Consider the following 19,065-nt stretch of genomic DNA (forward strand, 5'->3'; position numbering starts at 1 on the left):
AGCCGACGGCGGTGATCCTGCTGCGCGCGCTGCTGGCCAAGAACGGCATCGCCGAAGACCAGGTCAAGGTCGTGAAGATGGGCAGCGACATGGCCCAGTTGATGACCGGGCGGGTCGCCGCCGTCACCGGCTGGATGACGAACACCAACGCGCTCAAGATTCTCGGCGAGGACCGCGTCGACATGATGCTGTGGGACGCCGGCATCCGGCTCTATGCCAACGTCTACTACACGACCGACGACATGCTCGCCAAACACTCGGACGTGCTGACCCGGTTCCTTACCGGATCGGCCCGCGGCTGGGGCTACGCGCGCAAGAACCCGAAGGCGGCAGTCGACCATCTCGTTGCGGAATACAAGAACCTGAACAAGGCGAGCGAGATGGCGGCGGTCGGCGGCGTGCTCGGCTTTTCCTTCGACAAGGTGACGGCGAAGGAGGGCTGGGCGGCCATGAACAAGGCGAACTGGCAGGCCCAGATCGATTCCTACGACAGCCTGAAGCAGTTCAAGGGAACGACTCCGACCGTGGACGATGTCATGACCGACAAGATCCTGGCGGCCACCGAGAAGCTGCGCAAGCAGATCGGATGACATGAGGGACGAGGCGGCGGCGGAGGTTGCGCCCGGTTCCGGCGTTACGGCGATCTCCGTCGATCGCCTCGTTGTCCGGTTCGAGGGGAACGACGGCAGCATCACCGCCTTGAGCGATGTCGATTTCGAGGTGCCCGAGGGCGGTTTCGTCACCATGCTCGGGCCCTCGGGATGCGGCAAGTCCACCCTGCTGCGGGCGATCGCCGACCTGGTGCCGGTCAGCGAGGGCGGAATCCGGGTGTTCGGCCGGACGCCGGAACAGTCGCGGCTGGCCCGGGATTTCGCCTTCGTGTTTCAGGATTCGACGCTGCTGCCATGGCGCAGTGCGATCGACAACGTCCGGTTGCCGCTGGAGGTCGGCCGGCGCGGCGGGGTCGAACTCGAGCGGCATGCGGAACCGGAAGAATTGCTCGCGCTGGTCGGTCTCGAAGGACGGGAGGAGGCCCTGCCGCACGAACTGTCCGGCGGCATGAAGCAGCGGGTCTCGATCGCCCGGGCGCTGGTCCAGAAGCCCCGGGTCCTTCTGATGGACGAACCCTTCGGCGCGCTCGACGAAATCACCCGGGACAAGCTCAACGAGGAGCTGCTGCGGATCTGGCGGGAAACGGGAACGACGATCATGTTCGTCACCCATTCGGTGCCCGAGGCGGCGTTTCTCGGGCGCAAATGCCTGGTCCTGTCGGCCCAGCCCGGCCGGGTCCGCGGCTATGTCGGTATCGACCTGCCGGAACCGCGGCAGCTCGGCGTCCGCGATACCCTGGAGTTCGTGCAGATCACCTCGCATCTGCGCAGCCTGCTGGAGGTTGAGGAATGAAAGCGGCCGGTTACGGCAAGGCGCTGGCGCTGGCCGCACCCGCCGGCGATCCCGGCAAGCGGATGGAGAAATGGCGCCGGCGCGCCCCGGCCATCGTCGCGGCGGTCGGCCTGCTACTGCTGTGGCAGCTCATCGTCGACGGTTTCGGCGTCCCGACCTACATCGCGCCCAGCCCGGTCCAGGTCCTGGAGGTGTTCGGCAAGGAAGGCGAAATCCTGTGGATCAATTTCTGGCCGACGCTGATGGAAGCGGCGGCGGGATTTGCGCTGGGCAACGGCATCGCCGTGGTGCTCGCCGTCTGGTTCGTGCACAGCCAGCTTGCCGAGCGGGCGTTCTACCCGATCGCGGTCTTCATCAACACGATACCGATCATAGCCATCGCGCCGATCCTGGTGCTGATGCTCGGCAACGGCTATGCGCCGAAAATCGTCATCGCGGCGCTGATCTGCTTCTTCCCGACCCTGGTGAACATGGTCCGGGGCCTGAAATCGGTCAGCCCGCAGATGCTGGACCTGATGCGCGTCCTGTCGGCCAACCAGGCCGAAGTGCTGTGGAAGATCAGGCTTCAGAGTTCGCTGCCCTTCCTGTTCGCCGCCCTTAAGATCGCGTCCACGACCTCGGTGATCGGCGCCATCGTCGGCGAGTGGATCGGCTCGAATTACGGGCTCGGCTCGCTGATCATCGAGGCGACCTACAATTTCCGCGCGCCCCTGCTCTACGCCACGGTGATCCTGGGCGCGGGCATGGCGGTCGCCGCCTTCACGATCACAACGCTCGTCGAGCGGCGTGTCCTCAAATGGAAACCGGGCGATGTCATCTGACCCGAAAACGGAGAAACCCCCAAAACGGAGAAACCGGCGTGACTCTTTCCGACAGCGTTAGGCGGCCCGAGGCTGCGGTGCCCGTCGTTTCGACCTCCGACGTGGTGGTCGTCGGCGGCGGACCGGCCGGCGTTTCGGCGGCGGTTTCGGCCGCGCGCAACGGCGTTTCCGCGACCCTGGTGGAGCGCTACCCCTATCTCGGCGGGCTGGCGTCCGGCGGCATGGTGCTGGTGCTCGACGACATGCACAACGACACCGAAATCTCCGTGCGCGGCCAGGCCATGGAGATCGTCGAGCGGATGCACGCCAAGGGGCTGTGCGTGTATCCGCCGGAAGCGGACCGCGACCCCGCCGTCCGCGCGACGGAGGAGATGTGGCGCAAGTGGTCGCGCTGGGGCGTGTTCGACTTCCACACCCACACCAAGCCGCACCCCGTCATCTTCGCGGCCGCCTTCGATCCGGAAGGCTTCAAACAGGCTTCGCTCGACATGGTGCGCGAAGCCGGCGTGAACCTGCGCCTGCACAGCTGGTTCCAGTCGACCATCGTCGAGGACGGCCGGGCCGCCGGGGTCATCGTCGAGACCAAGGAAGGGCCGCAGGCGATCCGGGGTTCGGTGGTGATCGACGCGACGGGCGATCTGGACGTCGCCGCCAGCGCCAGCGCCCCGTTCGCCGCAGGCGCCTACATCGTGACCACCGTATCGCGCATCGGCGGCGTCGATACCGACGAGGCCGAGCGGTTCCAGTATGGCGAGCCGGAGCGCTTTGCCGAACTCGACCGGCAGGCCAAGCGCATCATCGGCGGCTGCTGGCAATACTGGTGGCTCAAGACGCCGCTGCCCGGCATCGTCTGGTGTAATTGCCCGCACATGGTCGGCTTCGACGGCATGAAGGTCGGCGACCTGACCGCGGCCGAGATCGAGGGCCGGCGCCGGATGAAGGCGCTGCTGGAATTCGCGCGCGAGAACATCCCCGGCTTTGCCAAAGCCTATTTCGTCGATTTCGCGCCGCAGACCGGCGTGCGCCAGACCCGCCTTCTGGACGGCGACTATGTCGTCACCAAGCGCGACGTGATGGACCGGGTGCATTTCCAGGACAGCGTCTGCCGGGGCCGCGACTATTACACGCCGTACCGTGCGATGCTTCCCAAGGGGGTGGAGCAACTGCTGGTCGCCGGCCGCCACTATTCGGCGACGCCCCAGGCCCAGAAGCTGAGCCGGGAGATTCCGCCCTGCATGGCGATGGGCGAGGCCGCCGGTATCGCCGCCGCGCAGTCGCTCGACAGCGGCGTTACGGTGCGCGAGGCGGACGTACGGGCCATCCAGCGCCAGATGCGCGCCCAGGGCGCCGATCCGGGCGACCGGCCGGCACCCAACGCCCTGGTCGCGGAGGCCGCGTGATGCCGGCCGGGCAGGACGGCGCCGGCGGCCGGCCCCTTCCGCTCGAAGGGGTGCGGGTTCTGGATTTCAGCCAGGTGATGATGGGGCCGTGCTGCACCCAGATGCTCGGCGACTATGGCGCGGACGTCATCAAGATCGAGCGTGCCGGAGGGGGCGACCTGTCGCGCTGGAGCGTCGGCGACGATCCGGACGGCGGCAACAATCCGGTGTTCGCCAGCCTGAACCGGAACAAGCGCAGCATTGCCGTGAACCTGAAGGCCGACGAGGACCGGGAGGCGGTCCTGCGCCTGGTGGAGACCGCCGACGTCGTCGTGAACAATTTCCGCCCGGGCGTCATGGACCGCATGGGTTTCGGATACGACCGCCTCCAGGCGATCAATCCCGGCATCATCTATGCGGTCGGGACGGGCTACGGGCTCGACGGCCCCTACGTCGACCGGGGCGGGCAGGATGTGCTGGCCCAGGCGATGAGCGGCGTCATGCACCGGCGCGCCGATCCCGCGCTGCCGCTCTCCGTCTACCCGACCGCGCTCGCCGACTACGCCGCCGGGATGCATCTGGTGCAGGGCATCCTGCTGGCGCTGCTGCAACGCCGGCAGACCGGCAAGGGCCAGCAGGTTGCGGTGTCGCTCTACAATTCCATGCTCGCCATGCAGATGCAGGAAGCGGCGGCGTGGATGATGCGCGGCCAGGATCTGAACTGGGCCGCCATGCCGCTCTGCGGCGTGTTCGAGACGACCGACGGTGCGATCGTCATGGTCGGCGCGTTCAAGAAAAACCCGCTGCAGGACATCTGCCGCGCGCTCGGCATCGAGGATCTGTCGGCTGATCCGCGCTACGCCGATCTGGAGCAGCAGAAGCGTCACCGGCCGGAGTTGCAGGAGATTTTCCGCAACAGCTTCCGCGGCAACAGTACCGGATACTGGCTGGAGCGGCTCGGCGAGGTCGACATCCTCAGCGCACCGGTCAGGTCGCTGCCGGAGGCGCTGGACGATCCCCAGACCGCCTGCAACGAGATGGTCGTCGAACTCGCGCCGTCCGCAGGCGGGCCGGTCCGCCTGATTGCGTCACCTATCGACATGTCAGACGCGCCGTTCCGGGTCCGCCACGCGCCGCCGAAGCTGGGCGAGCACAATGACGAGGTGCTGGCGGAAAGCCGCCGGGGGGTCGCGGCGTGAGCGTCGACCTCGATATCGCCGGCGGCGTCGCGCGGATCGTTCTGAACCGCCCGGACCGCAGGAACGCCATCGACCGGGCGGCCGAGGCGGCGCTCGGCGAAATCTGGGACCGGATCGAGGCCGGCCCGGACATCCGCTGCGCCGTACTGACCGGCGCCGGCCGCACATTCTGCGCCGGGGCGGACATGAAAGAGGAGGGCGTCGAGGGCCTCGAATACTGGGCCGGCGCCGATCCCTGGGGCTTCGGCGGCATCGCCCTGGGCGGCCGCCTGTCCGTCCCGCTGATCGCCCGGGTTAACGGTCCGGCGCTGGGCGGCGGGTTCGAGATGGTGCTGGGCTGCGATCTGGTCGTGGCGGCGGAGAACGCCGTCTTCGGCCTGCCGGAGCCGCGGGTCGGCCGGGTGCCGCTCGATGCCCGGGTCGTGCTGCCGCGCCTGATTCCGCGGGCGCAGGCGCTCGGCGTGCTGCTGACCGGCCGGCGCATCGGCGCGGCGGAGGCGCTGGGCTTCGGGTTCGTCAACCAGGTTGTCCCGGCGGACGGGCTGGATGCCGCCGTCGATGCCTGGGTCGCGGATATCCTGGCGTGCGCGCCGCTCAGCCTGAAGGCGATCAAGCGGTCGGTCTACGACACGGCCCATCTGGGTCTCGCCGAAGCCCGCAACGCCCGGCTGCACGCCCTGGTCGCCGCCCTGAACAGCCGGGATGCGGACGAGGGCGTGCTCGCGTTCCGGGAGAAGCGCCCGCCGGTCTGGACCGGCAGCTGAACCGCCGTCCGGAGCACAGCCATGGCCTTCGTGATCGCCGAAACCTGCATCGACGTGAAGGACGGCGTCTGCACCGAGGTCTGCCCGGTCGACTGCATCTACGAGGGCGGCCGGATGTATTACATCCAGCCCGACGAATGCGTCGATTGCGCCCTGTGCGTCTCGGTCTGTCCGGTCGAGGCGATCTGGGCCGACGATGAATTGCCCGCAGGTTCGGAAGGTTTCGCCGCCGTGAATGCCGAGTTTTTCGGCGAGAAGGTGACCGGCTGGGGGCGGCCGGGCGGCCTGGAAGAGGCCTTCCGCACCGAAAAGGACCATCCGGCGGTCGCGGCCTGGGACGCCGGCGGCGGGTGAGCGCGACGCCATGCACGCCGCGGTGCTGCGCTATTTCGAGGCGGTCGCCGAAGAGGGATCGATCCGCCGGGCGTCGGAGCGCCTGAACATCTCGGCCTCGGCGGTCAACCGGCAGATCCTCAAGATCGAGGACTATTTCGGCACGCCGCTGTTCGAGCGCCATCCGGACGGCATGCGCCTGACCGAAGCGGGCCGTCTTATGCTCCGCCATTCGCGCGAAACCCTGCACGATTTCAAGCGGTTGCACGGTGAAATCAACAATCTGCGCAGCGTGGTCAGCGGCGAGGTCGCAATCGCCACCCTGGACAGCCTGACCCAGCATTTCCTGCCCGATACGCTGACCCGCTTCATCGCGGACCATCCGGCCGTCCAGATCCGCGTCACGGCCGGCGATCCGAACGAAATCCTCCATTCGGTCGCACGCGGCACCGCCGATCTCGGCCTGACCTTCGATCCGGTCTGGCGCGGCGGCATCCATGAATTGCAGAACATCCCCTGTCCGCTGCACGCCATCATGAAGCCGGACCACGATCTGGCCGGCCGCGGCTCGGTCACGCTCGACGAATGCAGCGCCTACCCGCTGATCTACCAGGACAATACCGGCTCGATTCGCGGCTTTCTCGGCGACAGCCTCGACACGTTCAAGCGGGCCCACAAACCCGTGCTGACCTCCAACACGCTGGCGCTGCTCAAACGCCTGCTGCTGCGCGGCGTCGGCATCGCCTTCTACACCCGGCTGGGCTTCGTCGAGGAGCTGGCCGAGGGAAGGCTGGTCGCCGTGCCGCTTGAGAGCGAGCGGCTGACGCAGTTGCGCCTGTGCCTGCTCGCCCCGTCCGAGCGCAGCCCGACGGTAGCCGCGCGGGTGATGGCGGAGCATCTGGGGCGCGATCTCGCCTTCCTGTCGGGCGATTCGACGCCCGGCAATTCCATGTTGGGCGAGCGATGACCCGGTGCCTGCCCGTCGGCCGCCTATCCGTCGGCCGCCTGTTGGCGGCGCCGGGCGAGGGTGCGGCGCTGCGCAACGCCGAGGTGACGATCGCTGACGGCCGGATTGCCGCGATCGACTGTTCTGACGGTGCGCCGCGCGACGGCCGGATCGCGTTGCCGGCCATGGTCAATGCCCATGACCATGGTTACGGCATCCTTCCCCTCGCGATGGGCGGCTGCGACGACGCCTTGGAATGCTGGATCGCCTCCTTCTTGCGCCTGCCGCTCGATCCACGCCTCGAAGCGGCGGTCGCCTTCGGCCGCATGGCGCTCGCCGGCATCGGCGCGACCGTGCATTGCCACAATTCGCTCGCCGTCGACCGTCTGGAAAGCGAGGCGGACGGCGTCGCGCGCGCTGCCGCCAAGGTCGGTATCCGGGTCGCCTTTTCCTGCCCGGTCCGCGACCGCAATCCCTGGGTGTACGGCGACCAGCGGGACCTGCTTCCCTACCTGGAGGACGGCGACCGCGCGGCGATGGAGGCCGCTCTTGCCGAAGCGGCGCCGGCACACCGCCAGGTCGAGCAGGTCGAGGAGATCGCCGCGGCGCACGAGAACGAGCTCTTCCAGGTCCAGTACGGCCCGGTCGGCCCGCAATGGTGCCGGGACGAAACGCTGGCCGGGATCGCCGAGGCGTCCGCCCTCCACGGCCGCCGGGTCCACATGCATCTGCTCGAATCGCCGCGCCAGCGCCAGTGGCTCGATGCGACCTATAGGCAGGGAATCGTCCGGTTTCTGGACGAGATCGGCCTGCTCTCGCCGCGGCTCACGGTGGCGCACGGCGTCCATCTGACGGAAGAGGAATGCGCCCTGCTGGCCGAACGGGGCGTCACCGTTTCGGTCAACACCTCGTCCAATCTGCGGATGCGCTCCGGCATCGCGCCCGTGCAGCGCTACATGCGCCACGGCCTGCGCTTCGGTTTCGGGCTCGACGGTGCGGCCCACGACGACGACCAGGACTATTTCCGCGATTTGCGGCTGGCTGGGCGGGTGCACAACGGCACCGGGCTGGAGCCGGTCCTGCCGCCGGCCCGGCTGTTCCGGGCCGCCTGCCGCGACGGCTTCCGCGCGATCGACGGCAGCGGCGACTACGGCGCGCTGGCGCCGGGCGCCCGGGCGGACCTCGCGATACTCGATTACGCCGCAATGAGCGCGGATTGCCTGGCCGACGGCTTGGACGAAACCGAAGTCCTGCTCACCCGGGCAAGCAACCGGCATGTGCGCGGCCTCATCGTCGCCGGGCGCACGGTCATGGCCGAAGGCAGGCTTGCCGCGTTCGATCTGGCGGAACTGGAAGCGGACCTGACGGAGCGCGCCCGGCGCGCGGCGGCGGACGACCCCGGCCAGTTCGCACGCGGACACCGCCGGCGCGAGGCGGTGCGCGCCTACTACGCGAATCGCCGGCGCCCGGCCTGACGCCGGACTGCGGCCCGGCGGCGCCGGCGTCAGCCGACGGTCAGTGCTCGCCGCTCGAAATGACGGCGTAGGTCTCCGGCCGGCGGTCGCGGAAGAACTGCCAGAGGTTGCGCACCTCGCGCACCTTCTCCATGTCCATGTCGGCGTAAATCAGTTCGTTCCCGTCCTCACTGGCCTCGCACAGGAACTCGCCGCGCGGATCGACGATGTAGGACGAGCCGTAGAAGCGCCCGATATTCCACGGCCCTTCGGTACCGACCCGGTTGCAGGCGCCGATATAGACTCCGTTGGCGACGGCGGAGGCCGGCTGTTCCAGCTTCCAGAGATACTGGCTGAGCCCGGCGACGGTGGCCGACGGGTTGACGATATATTCGGCGCCGTTGAGCGCCAGCGCGCGCCAGCCTTCCGGAAAATGCCGGTCGTAGCAGATATAGACGCCGAGCCTGCAATAGGCGGTTTCGAAGACGGGCCAGCCGGAGGTGCCGGGCTTGAAGAAGAACTTCTCGTAAAAGCCGGCGACCTGGGGGATATGCGTCTTGCGGTACTTGCCGAGATAGCTGCCGTCGGCGTCGATGACCGCCGCGGTGTTGTAATAGACGCCGGTCTGCTCTTCCTCGTAGATCGGCACCACGACGACCAAGGAATGCTTTTTCGCGTATTCCTGCATCAGCCGGGTCGTCGGCCCGTCGGGGATCTTCTCGACCGCGGCGTACCACTTCACGTCCTGGCTCGGGCAGAAATAGGGCTGGTTGAACACCTCCTGCAGGCACAGGACCTGAACCCCGTTTGCGCCGGCCTCGTCGATCAGCGGCAGGTGGGCCTCGATCATGTTGGCCTTGATCGTCTCGGGGCTCTCGTCGGTGCTGGTGTTGAGCGCGAACTGGATCAGACCGGCCCTGACTGTGGTCATGTCCTCTCTCCTTCGGGATGCTGTAGCCTTTGCCGTTTCCGGGCGAAGAGCGCAAAGGTCGAATTTAGCCCAACAGGCCGTCTTTCCGCCAGAAGACGATCGCCAACCGTCCCCGCCAACTGTCCGGGCCGACCGGTAGTCGCCGAACGGCAAGGGCGGGTCCGGCCGGCGCAAATCGCCCTGGGAGATCACCACTCGGAGTCAGCGAGCACCCGTCTGCCGGCGGCGGCGAGGAAGGCGTCATCCTTCCCTCCGACCTCGCCGCATACCCGGTTCATTGCGTCGGTAACCTCGTCCGGCGCATGGCGCGCGAGATATTCGTCGAGCGCGGCGGCGTACACGTCGCTTCGGGACCGCCGTCCTTGCGATGCCAGCCGTTCGGCGCGTTCGAAAATGTCGTCGGGGATCGATACGGCTGTTTTCATACCGACAGTATAACTTTTTCCCAGAGCCAGCGGTCATAGGATTTCCGGAGGAGGTTCGCCGCGGCGCCAATGTTCCGGGCGGGGCGCCCGGATTGTCGAACCCCGACTGGCGCCGGGGTGCGGTTTGCCGTAATATCCGCGTTTGGTTCCGGTCGCCGGCGCCGCTTCCGGCCGTGCCGGCGGTATCGTTGGGAGAATCCGAGATGGCCACTCTGATCCGGGGCGGAACCGTCGTGAATGCGGACCGCAGCTTCCGCGCCGACGTGCTTCTGGACGGCGACAGGATCGCCGCCGTCGGCGAGAATCTGGAAGCGCCGGCGGGCGCCGAGACCGTCGATGCGGGCGGCTGTTATGTGATGCCGGGCGGCATCGATCCGCACACCCATATGCAGTTGCCCTTCATGGGCACCGTGGCGTCCGAGGATTTCGAGACCGGAACGACCGCGGGCTGCGTCGGCGGCACCACGACGATCATCGATTTCGTGATCCCCGATCCGCAGCAGAATATTCTGGACGCCTACAAGCAATGGCGGGAATGGGCGGAGAAATCGGTCAGCGACTACACCTTCCACGTCGCCATCACCTGGTGGGACGAGTCGGTCCGCGCCGATATGGGCACCCTGGTGCGCGATCACGGCGTCAACTCGTTCAAGCATTTCATGGCCTACAAGAACGCGATCATGGCCGAGGACGAGACGCTGGTGAACAGCTTCTGCCGGGCCCGCGAACTGGGCGCGATCTGCACCGTCCATGCCGAGAACGGCGAGCTGGTTTACCATCTTCAGCAGGAATTGTACGACCAGGGCGTGACCGGGCCGGAGGGCCATCCGCTGTCGCGCCCACCGGAGGTCGAGGGCGAGGCCGCCAACCGGGCGATCCGGATCGCCGAGGTGCTCGACGTGCCGCTCTACGTCGTCCACACCTCCTGCATCGACGCGCTCGAGGCGATCACGCGGGCGCGCAACGAGGGCCAGCGCGTGTTCGGCGAGGTGCTGGCCGGGCATCTGCTGATCGACGACAGCGTCTACCGCCATCCGGATTTCGCGACTGCCGCGGCCTATGTCATGAGCCCGCCCTTCCGCTCGTCCGAGCACCAGGCGGCGCTGTGGCGCGGCCTGCAGGCCGGCAACCTGCAGACCACGGCGACCGACCATTGCTGTTTCTGCGCGCCGCAGAAGGCCGCCGGCCGCCACGATTTCCGGCTGATTCCGAACGGCACCGGCGGCATCGAGGACCGGATGCATGTGCTCTGGGAGCACGGCGTCAACACCGGCCGGCTGACCATGAACGAGTTCGTCGCCGTGACCTCGACCAACGCCGCCAAGATCTTCAACATCTACCCGCGCAAGGGCGTGGTAGCCGCGGGGGCGGACGCCGACCTGGCGGTCTGGGATCCGACGCGCAGCCGGTCGATCTCGGTCGAGACCCACCATCAGCGGGTCGACTACAACATTTTCGAGGGCATGGAGGTCACCGGCATCAACGTCAAGACGTTCAGCCAAGGCCGGCTGGTCTGGGACGACGGCGATGTGCGCGTGACCCGCGGGACCGGCCGCTACATCGACCGGCCGCCCTTCGCGCCCTATTACGAGGCGCTCAAAATCAAGCACGAACGCGCCCGCCCGGTCGCAGTCATCCGCGAAGCGGCGGAGTAGGGCGAAGCGTTCCGGCCGCCAACGGCAAACGCGCGCCCGGAAGCGGGAAATTCACGCCGCGTTGCCCAGTTCGCGCAGTGCGCGCGCCAACGCTCGAAAGTCCCCGGTTCTCAACGACGTTCGGCGCCATGCCAATCCGATTCGGCGCGAAGCGGGCGTTGCAAGCCGCGAGAGCGAGATGCCCGTTCCCTGGGCGATATGCGCGTCGACCGCGAGCCGCGGTACGAGCGTGACACCGATGCCGGCCGCCACCATCTGCACCAGCGTGTGCAGGCTGCTGGCCTCGAACTGCGCCCGCGCCTTCGCGTTTACGGTGCCGCAGACATCCAGCGCGTGGCCGCGCAGACAGTGGCCCTCCTCGAGCAGCATGAGATGTTCGCCCTCGAGCGCCTCCCGCGAAATCGCTTCGGCGCCGGCGAACGCATGGGACCGGTTGCAGGCAAACAGGAACTCGTCCTCGAGGATGTCCTCGACGGTGAGGTCCCCGGTTTCGCAGGGCAGCGCGATCAGCGCGGCATCCACCTCGCCGTCCTCCAGCCGGGCGAGCAGCGGGACGGTCTGCTCCTCCCGCAGGTAGATCGTCAACTCCGGGAACCTCTCCCTCAGGGCCGGCAGGACCCGGGGCAGGAGGAAGGGGCCGATGGTCGGGATCACTCCCAGGCGCATCTCCCCGGTCATGGGGGCGCGGTCCGCCCTGGCGATCTCCATCACCTCTTCCGCTTGGCGCAACAGCGCCTTCGCCCTCCCGGCGATGGTCGTGCCGACGCGCGTCATCAGCACGTGCCGGTTCGAGCGCTCCGCGACCGCGGCGCCGAGCACCGACTCGAGATCGCGGATGCCGGCGCTCAGCGTCGACTGGGTGATGTGGCAGCGCGCGGCCGCCCGCCCGAAATGCCGCGTGTCCGCCAGCGCCGCCAGGTATTCGAGTTGCTTCATCGTGGGCAGGCGCTTCATCGGAGGTTCCTCCGGGAGCTTATATTCGGAAAACTCGATTATTATAGACAATATTCATCGTTGTACACGAAGATATGCACTCCCTACGCTCCCCCGGTCAGCCAGTCGGCTGAGGCCGGAGCGCGGTCTCCGGGACCGTTTCGAACCAACGCAGGACACGCGAAGGAGGAAGTCATGAACGAAAGCAGATGCCCGGTCATGCACGGGGCGCGCGGAAACGCCGCCGGCGGCGGCACCTCGAACCGGGACTGGTGGCCCAACCAACTGAAGCTCAACGTGCTGCACCAGCATTCCGCCCTGTCTAACCCGATGGGCGGGGACTTCGACTACGCCAAGGCGTTCGAGAGCCTCGACTTCGACGCAGTCAAGAAGGACATCTTCGAGCTGATGACCGCGTCGCAGGACTGGTGGCCGGCCGACTACGGCCATTACGGGCCGCTCTTCATCCGGATGGCATGGCACAGCGCCGGCACCTACCGGATCGGCGACGGCCGCGGCGGCGGGCGCACCGGCACCCAGCGCTTCGCGCCGCTCAACAGCTGGCCCGACAACGGCAATCTCGACAAAGCGCGGATGCTGCTCTGGCCGGTCAAGCGGAAGTACGGCCGGAAGATTTCCTGGGCCGACCTCATGATCCTGGCCGGCAACTGCGCCTTGGAGTCGATGGGGTTCAGGACCTTCGGCTTCGCCGGCGGACGCGAGGACGTCTGGGAGCCCGAAGAGGACATCTCCTGGGGCTCCGAGACCGAGTGGCTCGGAGATGAGCGCTACACCGGCGACCGGGAGCTCGAGGCGCCTCTCGGTGCGGTCCAGATGGGTCTCATCTACGTCAACCCGGAAGGGCCGAACGGCAATCCCGACCCGGTCGCCTCGGGCCGGGACATCCGCGAGACCTTTGGGCGCATGGCAATGAACGACGAGGAGACCGTCGCGCTCGTCGCCGGCGGGCACACCTTCGGCAAGGCCCACGGCGCCGGCGATACGGCCCATGTCGGCCCCGAACCCGAGGGCGCGCCCATCGAACAACAGGGACTCGGCTGGAAGAGCAGCTTCGGCAGCGGCAAGGCGGGCGATGCGATCACCAGCGGCATCGAGGGCGCATGGACCCCCACGCCGGTCAAGTGGGACAACAGCTACTTCGACACTCTGTTCGGCTACGAATGGGAGGTGGCGAAGAGCCCCGCCGGCGCGTGGCAATGGGTGCCGAAGGACGGCGCCGGCGCGGACATCGTGCCGGATGCCCACGATCCGTCGAAACGCCATGCGCCGATGATGACCACGGCGGACATGGCCATGCGGATGGACCCGGTTTACGAGTCGATCTCGCGGCGCTTCCACGCCGACCCGGACGCGTTCGCGGGTGCCTTCGCCCGGGCGTGGTTCAAGCTGACGCACCGCGACATGGGTCCGCGCGCGCGCTATCTCGGCCCGGAGGTCCCGGCAGAGGAGCTGATCTGGCAGGACCCCGTCCCCGCCGTCGCCCATGACTTGATCGACGAACGGGACATCGCCGATCTCAAGGCCGGGATCCTCGGTTCGGGGCTCTCTGTCTCCGAGCTGGTCTCAACCGCCTGGGCATCGGCTTCGACCTTCCGCGGCTCCGATCTGCGCGGCGGGGCGAACGGCGCGCGCATCCGTCTTGCGCCGCAGAAGGACTGGGAGGTCAACCAGCCCGCCCGGCTGGCGTCCGTGCTCGAAACCCTCGAGGGCGTCCGGCAGGCGTTCAACGACGCGCAAGCCGGCGGGAAGAGGGTCTCGCTCGCCGACCTGATCGTCCTGGGCGGGTGCGCGGCCGTCCAGCGGGCGGCGGAGAACGCCGGGTACGAGGTGACGGTTCCGTTCGCGCCGGGCCGCACGGATGCGTCCCAGGAGCAGACGGACATCGAGTCCTTCGCCGTGCTCGAACCGGCTGCGGACGGGTTCCGCAACTTCCTCAACGGCCGGCGCGCCGGGCCGGCGGAGGCGCTGCTGGTCGACCGGGCCCAGCTGCTGGGGCTGACGGCGCCCGAGATGACGGTGCTCGTCGGCGGCATGCGGGTCCTGAACGCAAACTTCGAACAATCCCGGCACGGAGTCTTTACCGACCGGCCGGAGTCGCTCACCAACGACTTCTTCGTGAATCTGCTCGACCTGGGCACGACATGGGAGGCAGCTTCCGAATCCGAAGACCTGTTCGAGGGGCGTGATCGCGCTACGGGCGATCTTAAATGGACCGCCACCCGGGCCGATCTGATCTTTGGCTCGAACTCGCAGCTTCGGGCGATCGCGGAAGTCTACGGATGCGAGGACTCCGGTCGGCGTTTCGTGGACGACTTCGTCGCTGCCTGGGACAAGGTGATGACTCGGGACCGTTTCGATATTGCGTGATCTCAACGGGAAGGTTCTCGACGGGTCGCGTCGAGAACCTTCCTCACGCGCGCGGGAACGACTATTGCGCGGAACATTCCGGCGGCGTCGGCCGCAACATCGACCGGCCGCCCTTCGTGCCCGATTACGAGGCGCTGAAGATCAAGCACGAACGCGCCCGGCCGGTCGCGGTCATCCGCGAAGCGGCGGAATAGGGCGCGGCGGGCAGACCGCCGGCCGGCCCGGCTGTGGGGGCATCCCGGCTGCGGGCGCGCACCGCGCTATCCCGCCTGCTGAACGGCAAGGCGGGCATATCCACGGACATGGCGCTGGCGCTGGAAGACATCGGCCGGGGCACTGCCGGTCGCTGGATGCGGATGCAGGTAAGTTACGAGCTTGCCCAGGCGGGGCGGGACCGGGCGGCTGCGTAGATGTCTGAGGGCGCGCTGTATGTATGATCCGGTTTCGTGCCCGAGATGTAGGGCAGGGGACCGTTCCGGATGCTACCGTAGGGAGAGATCCTAAGACTTGAGGTAGACGGCTAGGACAAGCATTCCAATAGCGAGGAAGGCGTAGAAGTAGTCGATTAAGGGCTTGGTACGTTTCATCCTCCAAAGTCCTCTCTGAGTTGCTTGAACTGCTCAGGTGTCATGCCCGAAATTAGTTTCTGAAACTCGTTCAGCTTCCTGTCTCGTTCCTTGTCTTCCGCGGAATACGGAATTGTATCCAACCTGTGCAATACGGCGTTCGGCGCCTCCTTAATCCACATGCGGTCTCCACATATCTTCACGTTGAAACTGTAATCTCCGGAGGGGCGGCGAAACCCGTCGCTTGCGCTGACGAGCGGTCCCAGAGGTCCCTTGAACACGTCGATGCTCGCGCGTTTCCGGTCCGCGATGACGAGCACTCCCTCGACCTGAGCGCGTCTCTCGTTCTGGATCATCTCTTCGGGAATGCCATGCCAGTTTGCTTGCCCACCCAGCACCCACCAGTTTCTACCCGAATCATCTCGCAACCATTTGGGACGCCGCCCCGCTTTCTCGAGCGCGACGCGGCAGCGTTCCTCGATCTCCTTGACAACGCGATCCCGGTCCAGATCGTCGAACTTTCCGAGCTTCTGCATCATGTCGCCATCCCCTTCCACCGGCCTCGGCGGAGCGCGCGCTTCTGATCGTCAGGTCGTGAGGGATACGCGGTCACGACCTGCTCACCGCGCATCACCACCTTCTTGCTCGCCAAGCGTTCAAGCGCCTGAATCTCCCGCTTGCGAACCTCGATCTCGCGTCTGACGTCCCGATCGCGCATGAACCAGGTCTCCTCGTCGATCTGGGTTCCGCACTCGAGAATGAGGATGATGTCCCGATTCCGAATACCTCGCTGCCGCATGCGCGTTATGGCGTGGCCGGTGTATGCGATGGCCGTCATTGGACGTCTCCGTCTTCCTCTCCGCCGCCGACATTCTGCGAGGCGTTCCCCGATTCCGGCGCCACCTTCTTCAAGGTCTCTTTCACCTCGGTCGGCGTCGCCGTGGACACGATCTTCGCGAGCTTGGCGACTGGCTGATCTTCGTTCAGGTCCCTGTAGATGCCAGGCAGTCTCTCTTCCAGCCACGCTGCGCGCTCCTTGCCCGCGTCGTCTCCCTTCAACTCCTCGGGAATCTCGGAGAGCCTGACATGGCCGGTTTCAAGCGCCCTCTTGGCATCGAGGGAGTCGTTGGTGACCTTTTCGATCTCGTCGTTGCAAAGGTCGTAGTCAGGAAACCGTAACCACGGCGACCCGTAGCTGAGATCATCACGCTCTACTTCGACGACGCCGGGATTTTCGAGGTCGGCGGCAAGCTTCCGCAAGTAGCCGGCAAAGGGGTTGCTTTTCGAGCGATCGAACGGGTCGTCTCCAAATGTATCGTGGCTATCGCTAAACAGATGGTCGCCGAAGATATCCGCCTTCGCGATAGACTCTTTTTCCAGCGTGTCCGCATTGAGCGCGACGGTCGTGGCCGTCCCGAAGAGCCAATACCCGACCTCGTTCCCAATCTCGTCCAAGCGGCTGATCGCTTCACCCGCTTCTTCCAGCTTACTTCGTCTCCAGCCGAGACTCCCTTCGGCCAGAAGCACAAATAGGAGAGGCGCCATGTTGATGATCTCGGTGGCGCTAACGCCGTATCGGCTCTTGACGAGGTCGTAGGCGAGCCGGGCCTTCGGCGCGATCTCGGCGTTGACTTGGACGCGCTGTGCGGGAGCAGGCGCCTTGCCGGTTTGCGGGAGCGGCAACTCACCGGTAAGCACCTCGGGGGCGATCTGGAGGGCCTTGGCAAGCCTCTCCACGGTAGTCCAGTGAGGGGTCGTGTTACTGTGTGCGGGGTTCTCTAGGCGCTGAATGGTGCGCATTGAGACTCTCGATAGTTCTGCGAGTCGAGCCTTCGAGAAGCCCTTCGCTTTGCGCAAGACATACAAACGGGTTGGATGAGCCATGACTTATGTACCTAGGCTAAACAGTGCCATTATTGAATTTATCCGCTATTCATATATAATTTTGCGCTAAAATATGTTCAAGCGCCAATACTTGGCCATTTTTGAGTCAATGCATCAGACCCTACGCCACGGGAATGATGCAGCGCGTCAAAAGGTGGACAAACTACGGGCGGACGGAGGCTAACAAATCCAATCGGCACCATGGTCGAAAGGAGGCGCCGACGGAAACCCCCCGTTTGCTCGATCGCCATCATGGCCTCGGCGATAATACTTCCGACCCTCCCGGCGGTATCGCGAAGACCGTGCAGGCGCGGGCTGCCGGGCTCGGCGTCCGCGCGGATTGCCCACCGGCCCACGCGATGGAAAGCGTCGGCCGGACGCGCATCGGCTGCGTGCGCGCGGCGGACCGCTGGCCGGCCCGGATCTCCCGACGCCGTCACAACCTTCGTCCGCCACGCTGCGCCGAATGGGGTTGACATCGGTCATGAGAACATTATATGAACATAAAGCGGGCGCGGCGGACGCAGGCGGGTGCAAACACGGCGGAAAGGCCGGATGCAAAAAAAGACGGTATATAGACCGGTCTGTCCCGATTTTCCGTTTTTCGGTAAACGGAGCAATTTCAAAGTGTTAGGCGGATTTAAGAAAATGAACGGTCAAACAAAAATCTAGAAATACCGGCCTGAAGACCTTCGGCGCCCGCAGGCCTACTCGGCCGCCTGCGCCCGGTTTGCCGGGTTCCGCGGATCGTCGGCCCAGACGACGTAGGGCTTGCCGTTGTCGACCGGCTCCATGGTGATGCAGCCGTCGACCGGGCAGACATACATGCAGAGATTGCAGCCGACGCACTCCTCGTCGATCACCTCGTAGCGCCGTTCGCCGTCGACCCTGAGCGCGGCGATCGACTGGTGGGAGGTGTCTTCGCAGGTGACGTGGCACAGGCCGCACTTGATGCAGAGATCCTGGTCGATGCGGGCGACGATCTCGTAGTTCATGTCGAGTTCGCCCCATTCGACATAGTTGCGCGCCGCGGCGCCCCGGAAGTCCGACAGGGTGCGGTAGCCCTTCTCGTCCATCCAGTTCGACAGGCCGTCGATCATGTCCTCGACGATCTTGAAGCCGCGATGCATCGCCGCCGTGCAGACCTGGACGTTGCTGGCGCCGATGGCGAGAAACTCCGCCGCGTCGCGCCACGTCGAGATCCCGCCGATTCCCGAGATCCCCATGCCGCGGCATTCCGGGTCGCGCGCCAGGTCGCCGACCATGCGCAGGGCGACCGGCTTGACCGCCGGGCCGCAATAGCCGCCATGGGTGCCCTTGCCGTTGACCAGCGGCAGCGGCGCCATCGTGTCGAGATCGACGCCGATCACGGAGGCCAGCGTGTTGATCAGCGACACGGCATCGGCATTGCCCTTGCGTGCGGCGCGGGCCGGGTAGCGGATGTCGGTGATGTTGGGCGTGAGCTTGACGATGACCGGCATCCGCGTGTGCTGCTTGCACCAGGCCGTGACCATCTCGACATAGTCCGGCACCTGGCCGACCGCCGAGCCCATGCCGCGCTCGGACATGCCGTGGGGGCAGCCGAAATTGAGCTCGATCCCGTCGGCTCCGGTGTCCTCGACCTCGGCGAGGATGGTCTTCCAGCTTTCCTCGTCGCACGGCACCATCAGGGAGACGACCAGCGCCCGGTCCGGCCATTCCCGCTTGATCTGCTTGACCTCGCGCAGGTTGACCTCGATCGGCCGGTCCGAAATCAGCTCGATATTGGTGAAGCCGGCCATGCGGGAGCCGTTGTACTCCACCGCGCCGTAGCGCGACGTGGTGTTGACGATCGGCTCGCCGACGGTCTTCCAGACGACACCGCCCCAGCCGGCTCTGAAGGCGCGCTCGACATTGTAGTATTTGTCGGTCGGCGGCGCCGAGGCGAGCCAAAAGGGATTGGGCGATGTGATTCCGGCGAGGTCGGTTCTCAGGTCAGCCATG

20 protein-coding genes are annotated in these 19,065 nt (G+C 66.3%); 13 read left to right on the top strand and 7 right to left on the bottom strand.

From position 1 onward, the window contains the following. From OXM58_14460 to OXM58_14500, 9 genes are all read left to right on the top strand, one after another. On the top strand, positions 1 to 590 hold a 590-nt coding region (locus OXM58_14460), incomplete at its 5' end, for an ABC transporter substrate-binding protein (GenBank protein ID MDE0149571.1). 1 nt (position 591) lies between these two features. After that, the gene (locus OXM58_14465) at positions 592 to 1,404 is read left to right on the top strand and encodes an ABC transporter ATP-binding protein (protein ID MDE0149572.1); all 813 of its coding nucleotides are present in this window, start codon (positions 592 to 594) and stop codon (positions 1,402 to 1,404) included. After that, positions 1,401 to 2,225, top strand: coding sequence for an ABC transporter permease (locus OXM58_14470; protein ID MDE0149573.1), 825 nt, complete (start codon positions 1,401 to 1,403; stop codon positions 2,223 to 2,225). Before OXM58_14465 ends, OXM58_14470 begins: the two co-directional genes overlap by 4 nt. A 38-nt stretch (positions 2,226 to 2,263) precedes the next feature. Then, positions 2,264 to 3,625 carry an FAD-dependent oxidoreductase gene (locus tag OXM58_14475; GenBank protein MDE0149574.1) on the top strand — a complete coding sequence of 454 codons (1,362 nt, stop codon included), beginning with the start codon at positions 2,264 to 2,266 and terminating at the stop codon, positions 3,623 to 3,625. Then, the gene (locus tag OXM58_14480; protein MDE0149575.1) at positions 3,625 to 4,803 is read left to right on the top strand and encodes a CoA transferase; all 1,179 of its coding nucleotides are present in this window, start codon (positions 3,625 to 3,627) and stop codon (positions 4,801 to 4,803) included. Before OXM58_14475 ends, OXM58_14480 begins: the two co-directional genes overlap by 1 nt. Continuing rightward, positions 4,800 to 5,567, top strand: a complete 768-nt coding sequence (locus tag OXM58_14485) for an enoyl-CoA hydratase-related protein (GenBank protein ID MDE0149576.1) — start codon at positions 4,800 to 4,802, stop codon at positions 5,565 to 5,567. The genes OXM58_14480 and OXM58_14485 overlap by 4 nt, the downstream gene beginning before the upstream one ends. A 21-nt stretch (positions 5,568 to 5,588) precedes the next feature. Next, the gene (locus tag OXM58_14490) at positions 5,589 to 5,921 is read left to right on the top strand and encodes a ferredoxin family protein (GenBank protein ID MDE0149577.1); all 333 of its coding nucleotides are present in this window, start codon (positions 5,589 to 5,591) and stop codon (positions 5,919 to 5,921) included. 10 nt (positions 5,922 to 5,931) lie between these two features. Next, entirely contained in the window at positions 5,932 to 6,867 is a 936-nt protein-coding gene (locus OXM58_14495) for a LysR family transcriptional regulator (protein MDE0149578.1), read from the top strand. After that, positions 6,864 to 8,321 (top strand): amidohydrolase family protein, encoded by a 1,458-nt coding sequence (locus tag OXM58_14500; protein MDE0149579.1) that lies wholly within the window; start codon positions 6,864 to 6,866, stop codon positions 8,319 to 8,321. Before OXM58_14495 ends, OXM58_14500 begins: the two co-directional genes overlap by 4 nt. A gap of 40 nt (positions 8,322 to 8,361) precedes the next feature. On the opposite strand, the gene OXM58_14505 is transcribed toward OXM58_14500, so the two are convergent. Further along, a complete protein-coding gene (locus OXM58_14505; GenBank protein MDE0149580.1) occupies positions 8,362 to 9,231 on the bottom strand; it encodes an acyltransferase in 870 nt (289 codons plus the stop codon). Between the two features lie 188 nt (positions 9,232 to 9,419). Then, positions 9,420 to 9,656 (bottom strand): hypothetical protein, encoded by a 237-nt coding sequence (locus OXM58_14510; GenBank protein ID MDE0149581.1) that lies wholly within the window; start codon positions 9,654 to 9,656, stop codon positions 9,420 to 9,422. Between the two features lie 203 nt (positions 9,657 to 9,859). Between OXM58_14510 and hydA the strand changes: the two genes are divergently transcribed. Further along, positions 9,860 to 11,311: a dihydropyrimidinase gene (gene hydA, locus OXM58_14515; protein MDE0149582.1), complete on the top strand. Its 1,452-nt coding sequence runs from the start codon at positions 9,860 to 9,862 to the stop codon at positions 11,309 to 11,311. Between the two features lie 51 nt (positions 11,312 to 11,362). Here the strand turns inward: hydA and OXM58_14520 are convergent, their stop codons facing one another. After that, a complete protein-coding gene (locus tag OXM58_14520) occupies positions 11,363 to 12,265 on the bottom strand; it encodes a hydrogen peroxide-inducible genes activator (GenBank protein MDE0149583.1) in 903 nt (300 codons plus the stop codon). A 174-nt stretch (positions 12,266 to 12,439) separates the two neighbouring features. On the opposite strand from OXM58_14520, the gene katG reads away from it, so the two are divergent. From katG to OXM58_14535, 3 genes are read left to right on the top strand one after another with little or no spacing between them, the layout of a single operon-like run. Beyond that, complete coding sequence (gene katG, locus OXM58_14525) at positions 12,440 to 14,632, top strand: catalase/peroxidase HPI (protein MDE0149584.1); 2,193 nt, start codon at positions 12,440 to 12,442, stop codon at positions 14,630 to 14,632. Beyond that, a complete protein-coding gene (locus OXM58_14530; GenBank protein MDE0149585.1) occupies positions 14,629 to 14,826 on the top strand; it encodes a hypothetical protein in 198 nt (65 codons plus the stop codon). The genes katG and OXM58_14530 overlap by 4 nt, the downstream gene beginning before the upstream one ends. Before the next feature lie 33 nt (positions 14,827 to 14,859). Continuing rightward, the gene (locus OXM58_14535) at positions 14,860 to 15,042 is read left to right on the top strand and encodes a hypothetical protein (GenBank protein ID MDE0149586.1); all 183 of its coding nucleotides are present in this window, start codon (positions 14,860 to 14,862) and stop codon (positions 15,040 to 15,042) included. Positions 15,043 to 15,215: 173 nt separating this feature from the next. On the opposite strand, the gene OXM58_14540 is transcribed toward OXM58_14535, so the two are convergent. From OXM58_14540 to preA, 4 genes are all read right to left on the bottom strand, one after another. Continuing rightward, positions 15,216 to 15,737 (bottom strand): hypothetical protein, encoded by a 522-nt coding sequence (locus OXM58_14540; protein MDE0149587.1) that lies wholly within the window; start codon positions 15,735 to 15,737, stop codon positions 15,216 to 15,218. After that, positions 15,734 to 16,036, bottom strand: coding sequence for a DUF4258 domain-containing protein (locus OXM58_14545; GenBank protein MDE0149588.1), 303 nt, complete (start codon positions 16,034 to 16,036; stop codon positions 15,734 to 15,736). The genes OXM58_14540 and OXM58_14545 overlap by 4 nt, the downstream gene beginning before the upstream one ends. Then, a complete protein-coding gene (locus OXM58_14550; protein ID MDE0149589.1) occupies positions 16,033 to 17,082 on the bottom strand; it encodes a helix-turn-helix transcriptional regulator in 1,050 nt (349 codons plus the stop codon). The genes OXM58_14545 and OXM58_14550 overlap by 4 nt, the downstream gene beginning before the upstream one ends. Before the next feature lie 707 nt (positions 17,083 to 17,789). Then, positions 17,790 to 19,064: an NAD-dependent dihydropyrimidine dehydrogenase subunit PreA gene (gene preA, locus OXM58_14555; protein ID MDE0149590.1), complete on the bottom strand. Its 1,275-nt coding sequence runs from the start codon at positions 19,062 to 19,064 to the stop codon at positions 17,790 to 17,792. Position 19,065: the final 1 nt, after the last annotated feature.

The organism is Rhodospirillaceae bacterium (assembly GCA_028819475.1).
GTDB lineage: Bacteria > Pseudomonadota > Alphaproteobacteria > Bin65 > Bin65 > Bin65.

Excerpts from the sequence above, each read along its gene's own strand:
- hydA (MDE0149582.1), top strand. The coding sequence starts at position 9,860 with ATGGCCACTCTGATCCGGGGCGGAACCGTCGTGAATGCGGACCGCAGC.
- OXM58_14545 (MDE0149588.1), bottom strand. The coding sequence starts at position 16,036 with ATGACGGCCATCGCATACACCGGCCACGCCATAACGCGCATGCGGCAG.
- OXM58_14540 (MDE0149587.1), bottom strand. The coding sequence starts at position 15,737 with ATGATGCAGAAGCTCGGAAAGTTCGACGATCTGGACCGGGATCGCGTT.
- OXM58_14520 (MDE0149583.1), bottom strand. The coding sequence starts at position 12,265 with ATGAAGCGCCTGCCCACGATGAAGCAACTCGAATACCTGGCGGCGCTG.
- OXM58_14490 (MDE0149577.1), top strand. The coding sequence starts at position 5,589 with ATGGCCTTCGTGATCGCCGAAACCTGCATCGACGTGAAGGACGGCGTC.
- OXM58_14470 (MDE0149573.1), top strand. The coding sequence starts at position 1,401 with ATGAAAGCGGCCGGTTACGGCAAGGCGCTGGCGCTGGCCGCACCCGCC.
- OXM58_14510 (MDE0149581.1), bottom strand. The coding sequence starts at position 9,656 with ATGAAAACAGCCGTATCGATCCCCGACGACATTTTCGAACGCGCCGAA.
- OXM58_14465 (MDE0149572.1), top strand. The coding sequence starts at position 592 with ATGAGGGACGAGGCGGCGGCGGAGGTTGCGCCCGGTTCCGGCGTTACG.
- OXM58_14550 (MDE0149589.1), bottom strand. The coding sequence starts at position 17,082 with ATGGCTCATCCAACCCGTTTGTATGTCTTGCGCAAAGCGAAGGGCTTC.
- OXM58_14505 (MDE0149580.1), bottom strand. The coding sequence starts at position 9,231 with ATGACCACAGTCAGGGCCGGTCTGATCCAGTTCGCGCTCAACACCAGC.
- preA (MDE0149590.1), bottom strand. The coding sequence starts at position 19,064 with ATGGCTGACCTGAGAACCGACCTCGCCGGAATCACATCGCCCAATCCC.
- OXM58_14480 (MDE0149575.1), top strand. The coding sequence starts at position 3,625 with ATGCCGGCCGGGCAGGACGGCGCCGGCGGCCGGCCCCTTCCGCTCGAA.
- OXM58_14500 (MDE0149579.1), top strand. The coding sequence starts at position 6,864 with ATGACCCGGTGCCTGCCCGTCGGCCGCCTATCCGTCGGCCGCCTGTTG.
- OXM58_14495 (MDE0149578.1), top strand. The coding sequence starts at position 5,932 with ATGCACGCCGCGGTGCTGCGCTATTTCGAGGCGGTCGCCGAAGAGGGA.
- katG (MDE0149584.1), top strand. The coding sequence starts at position 12,440 with ATGAACGAAAGCAGATGCCCGGTCATGCACGGGGCGCGCGGAAACGCC.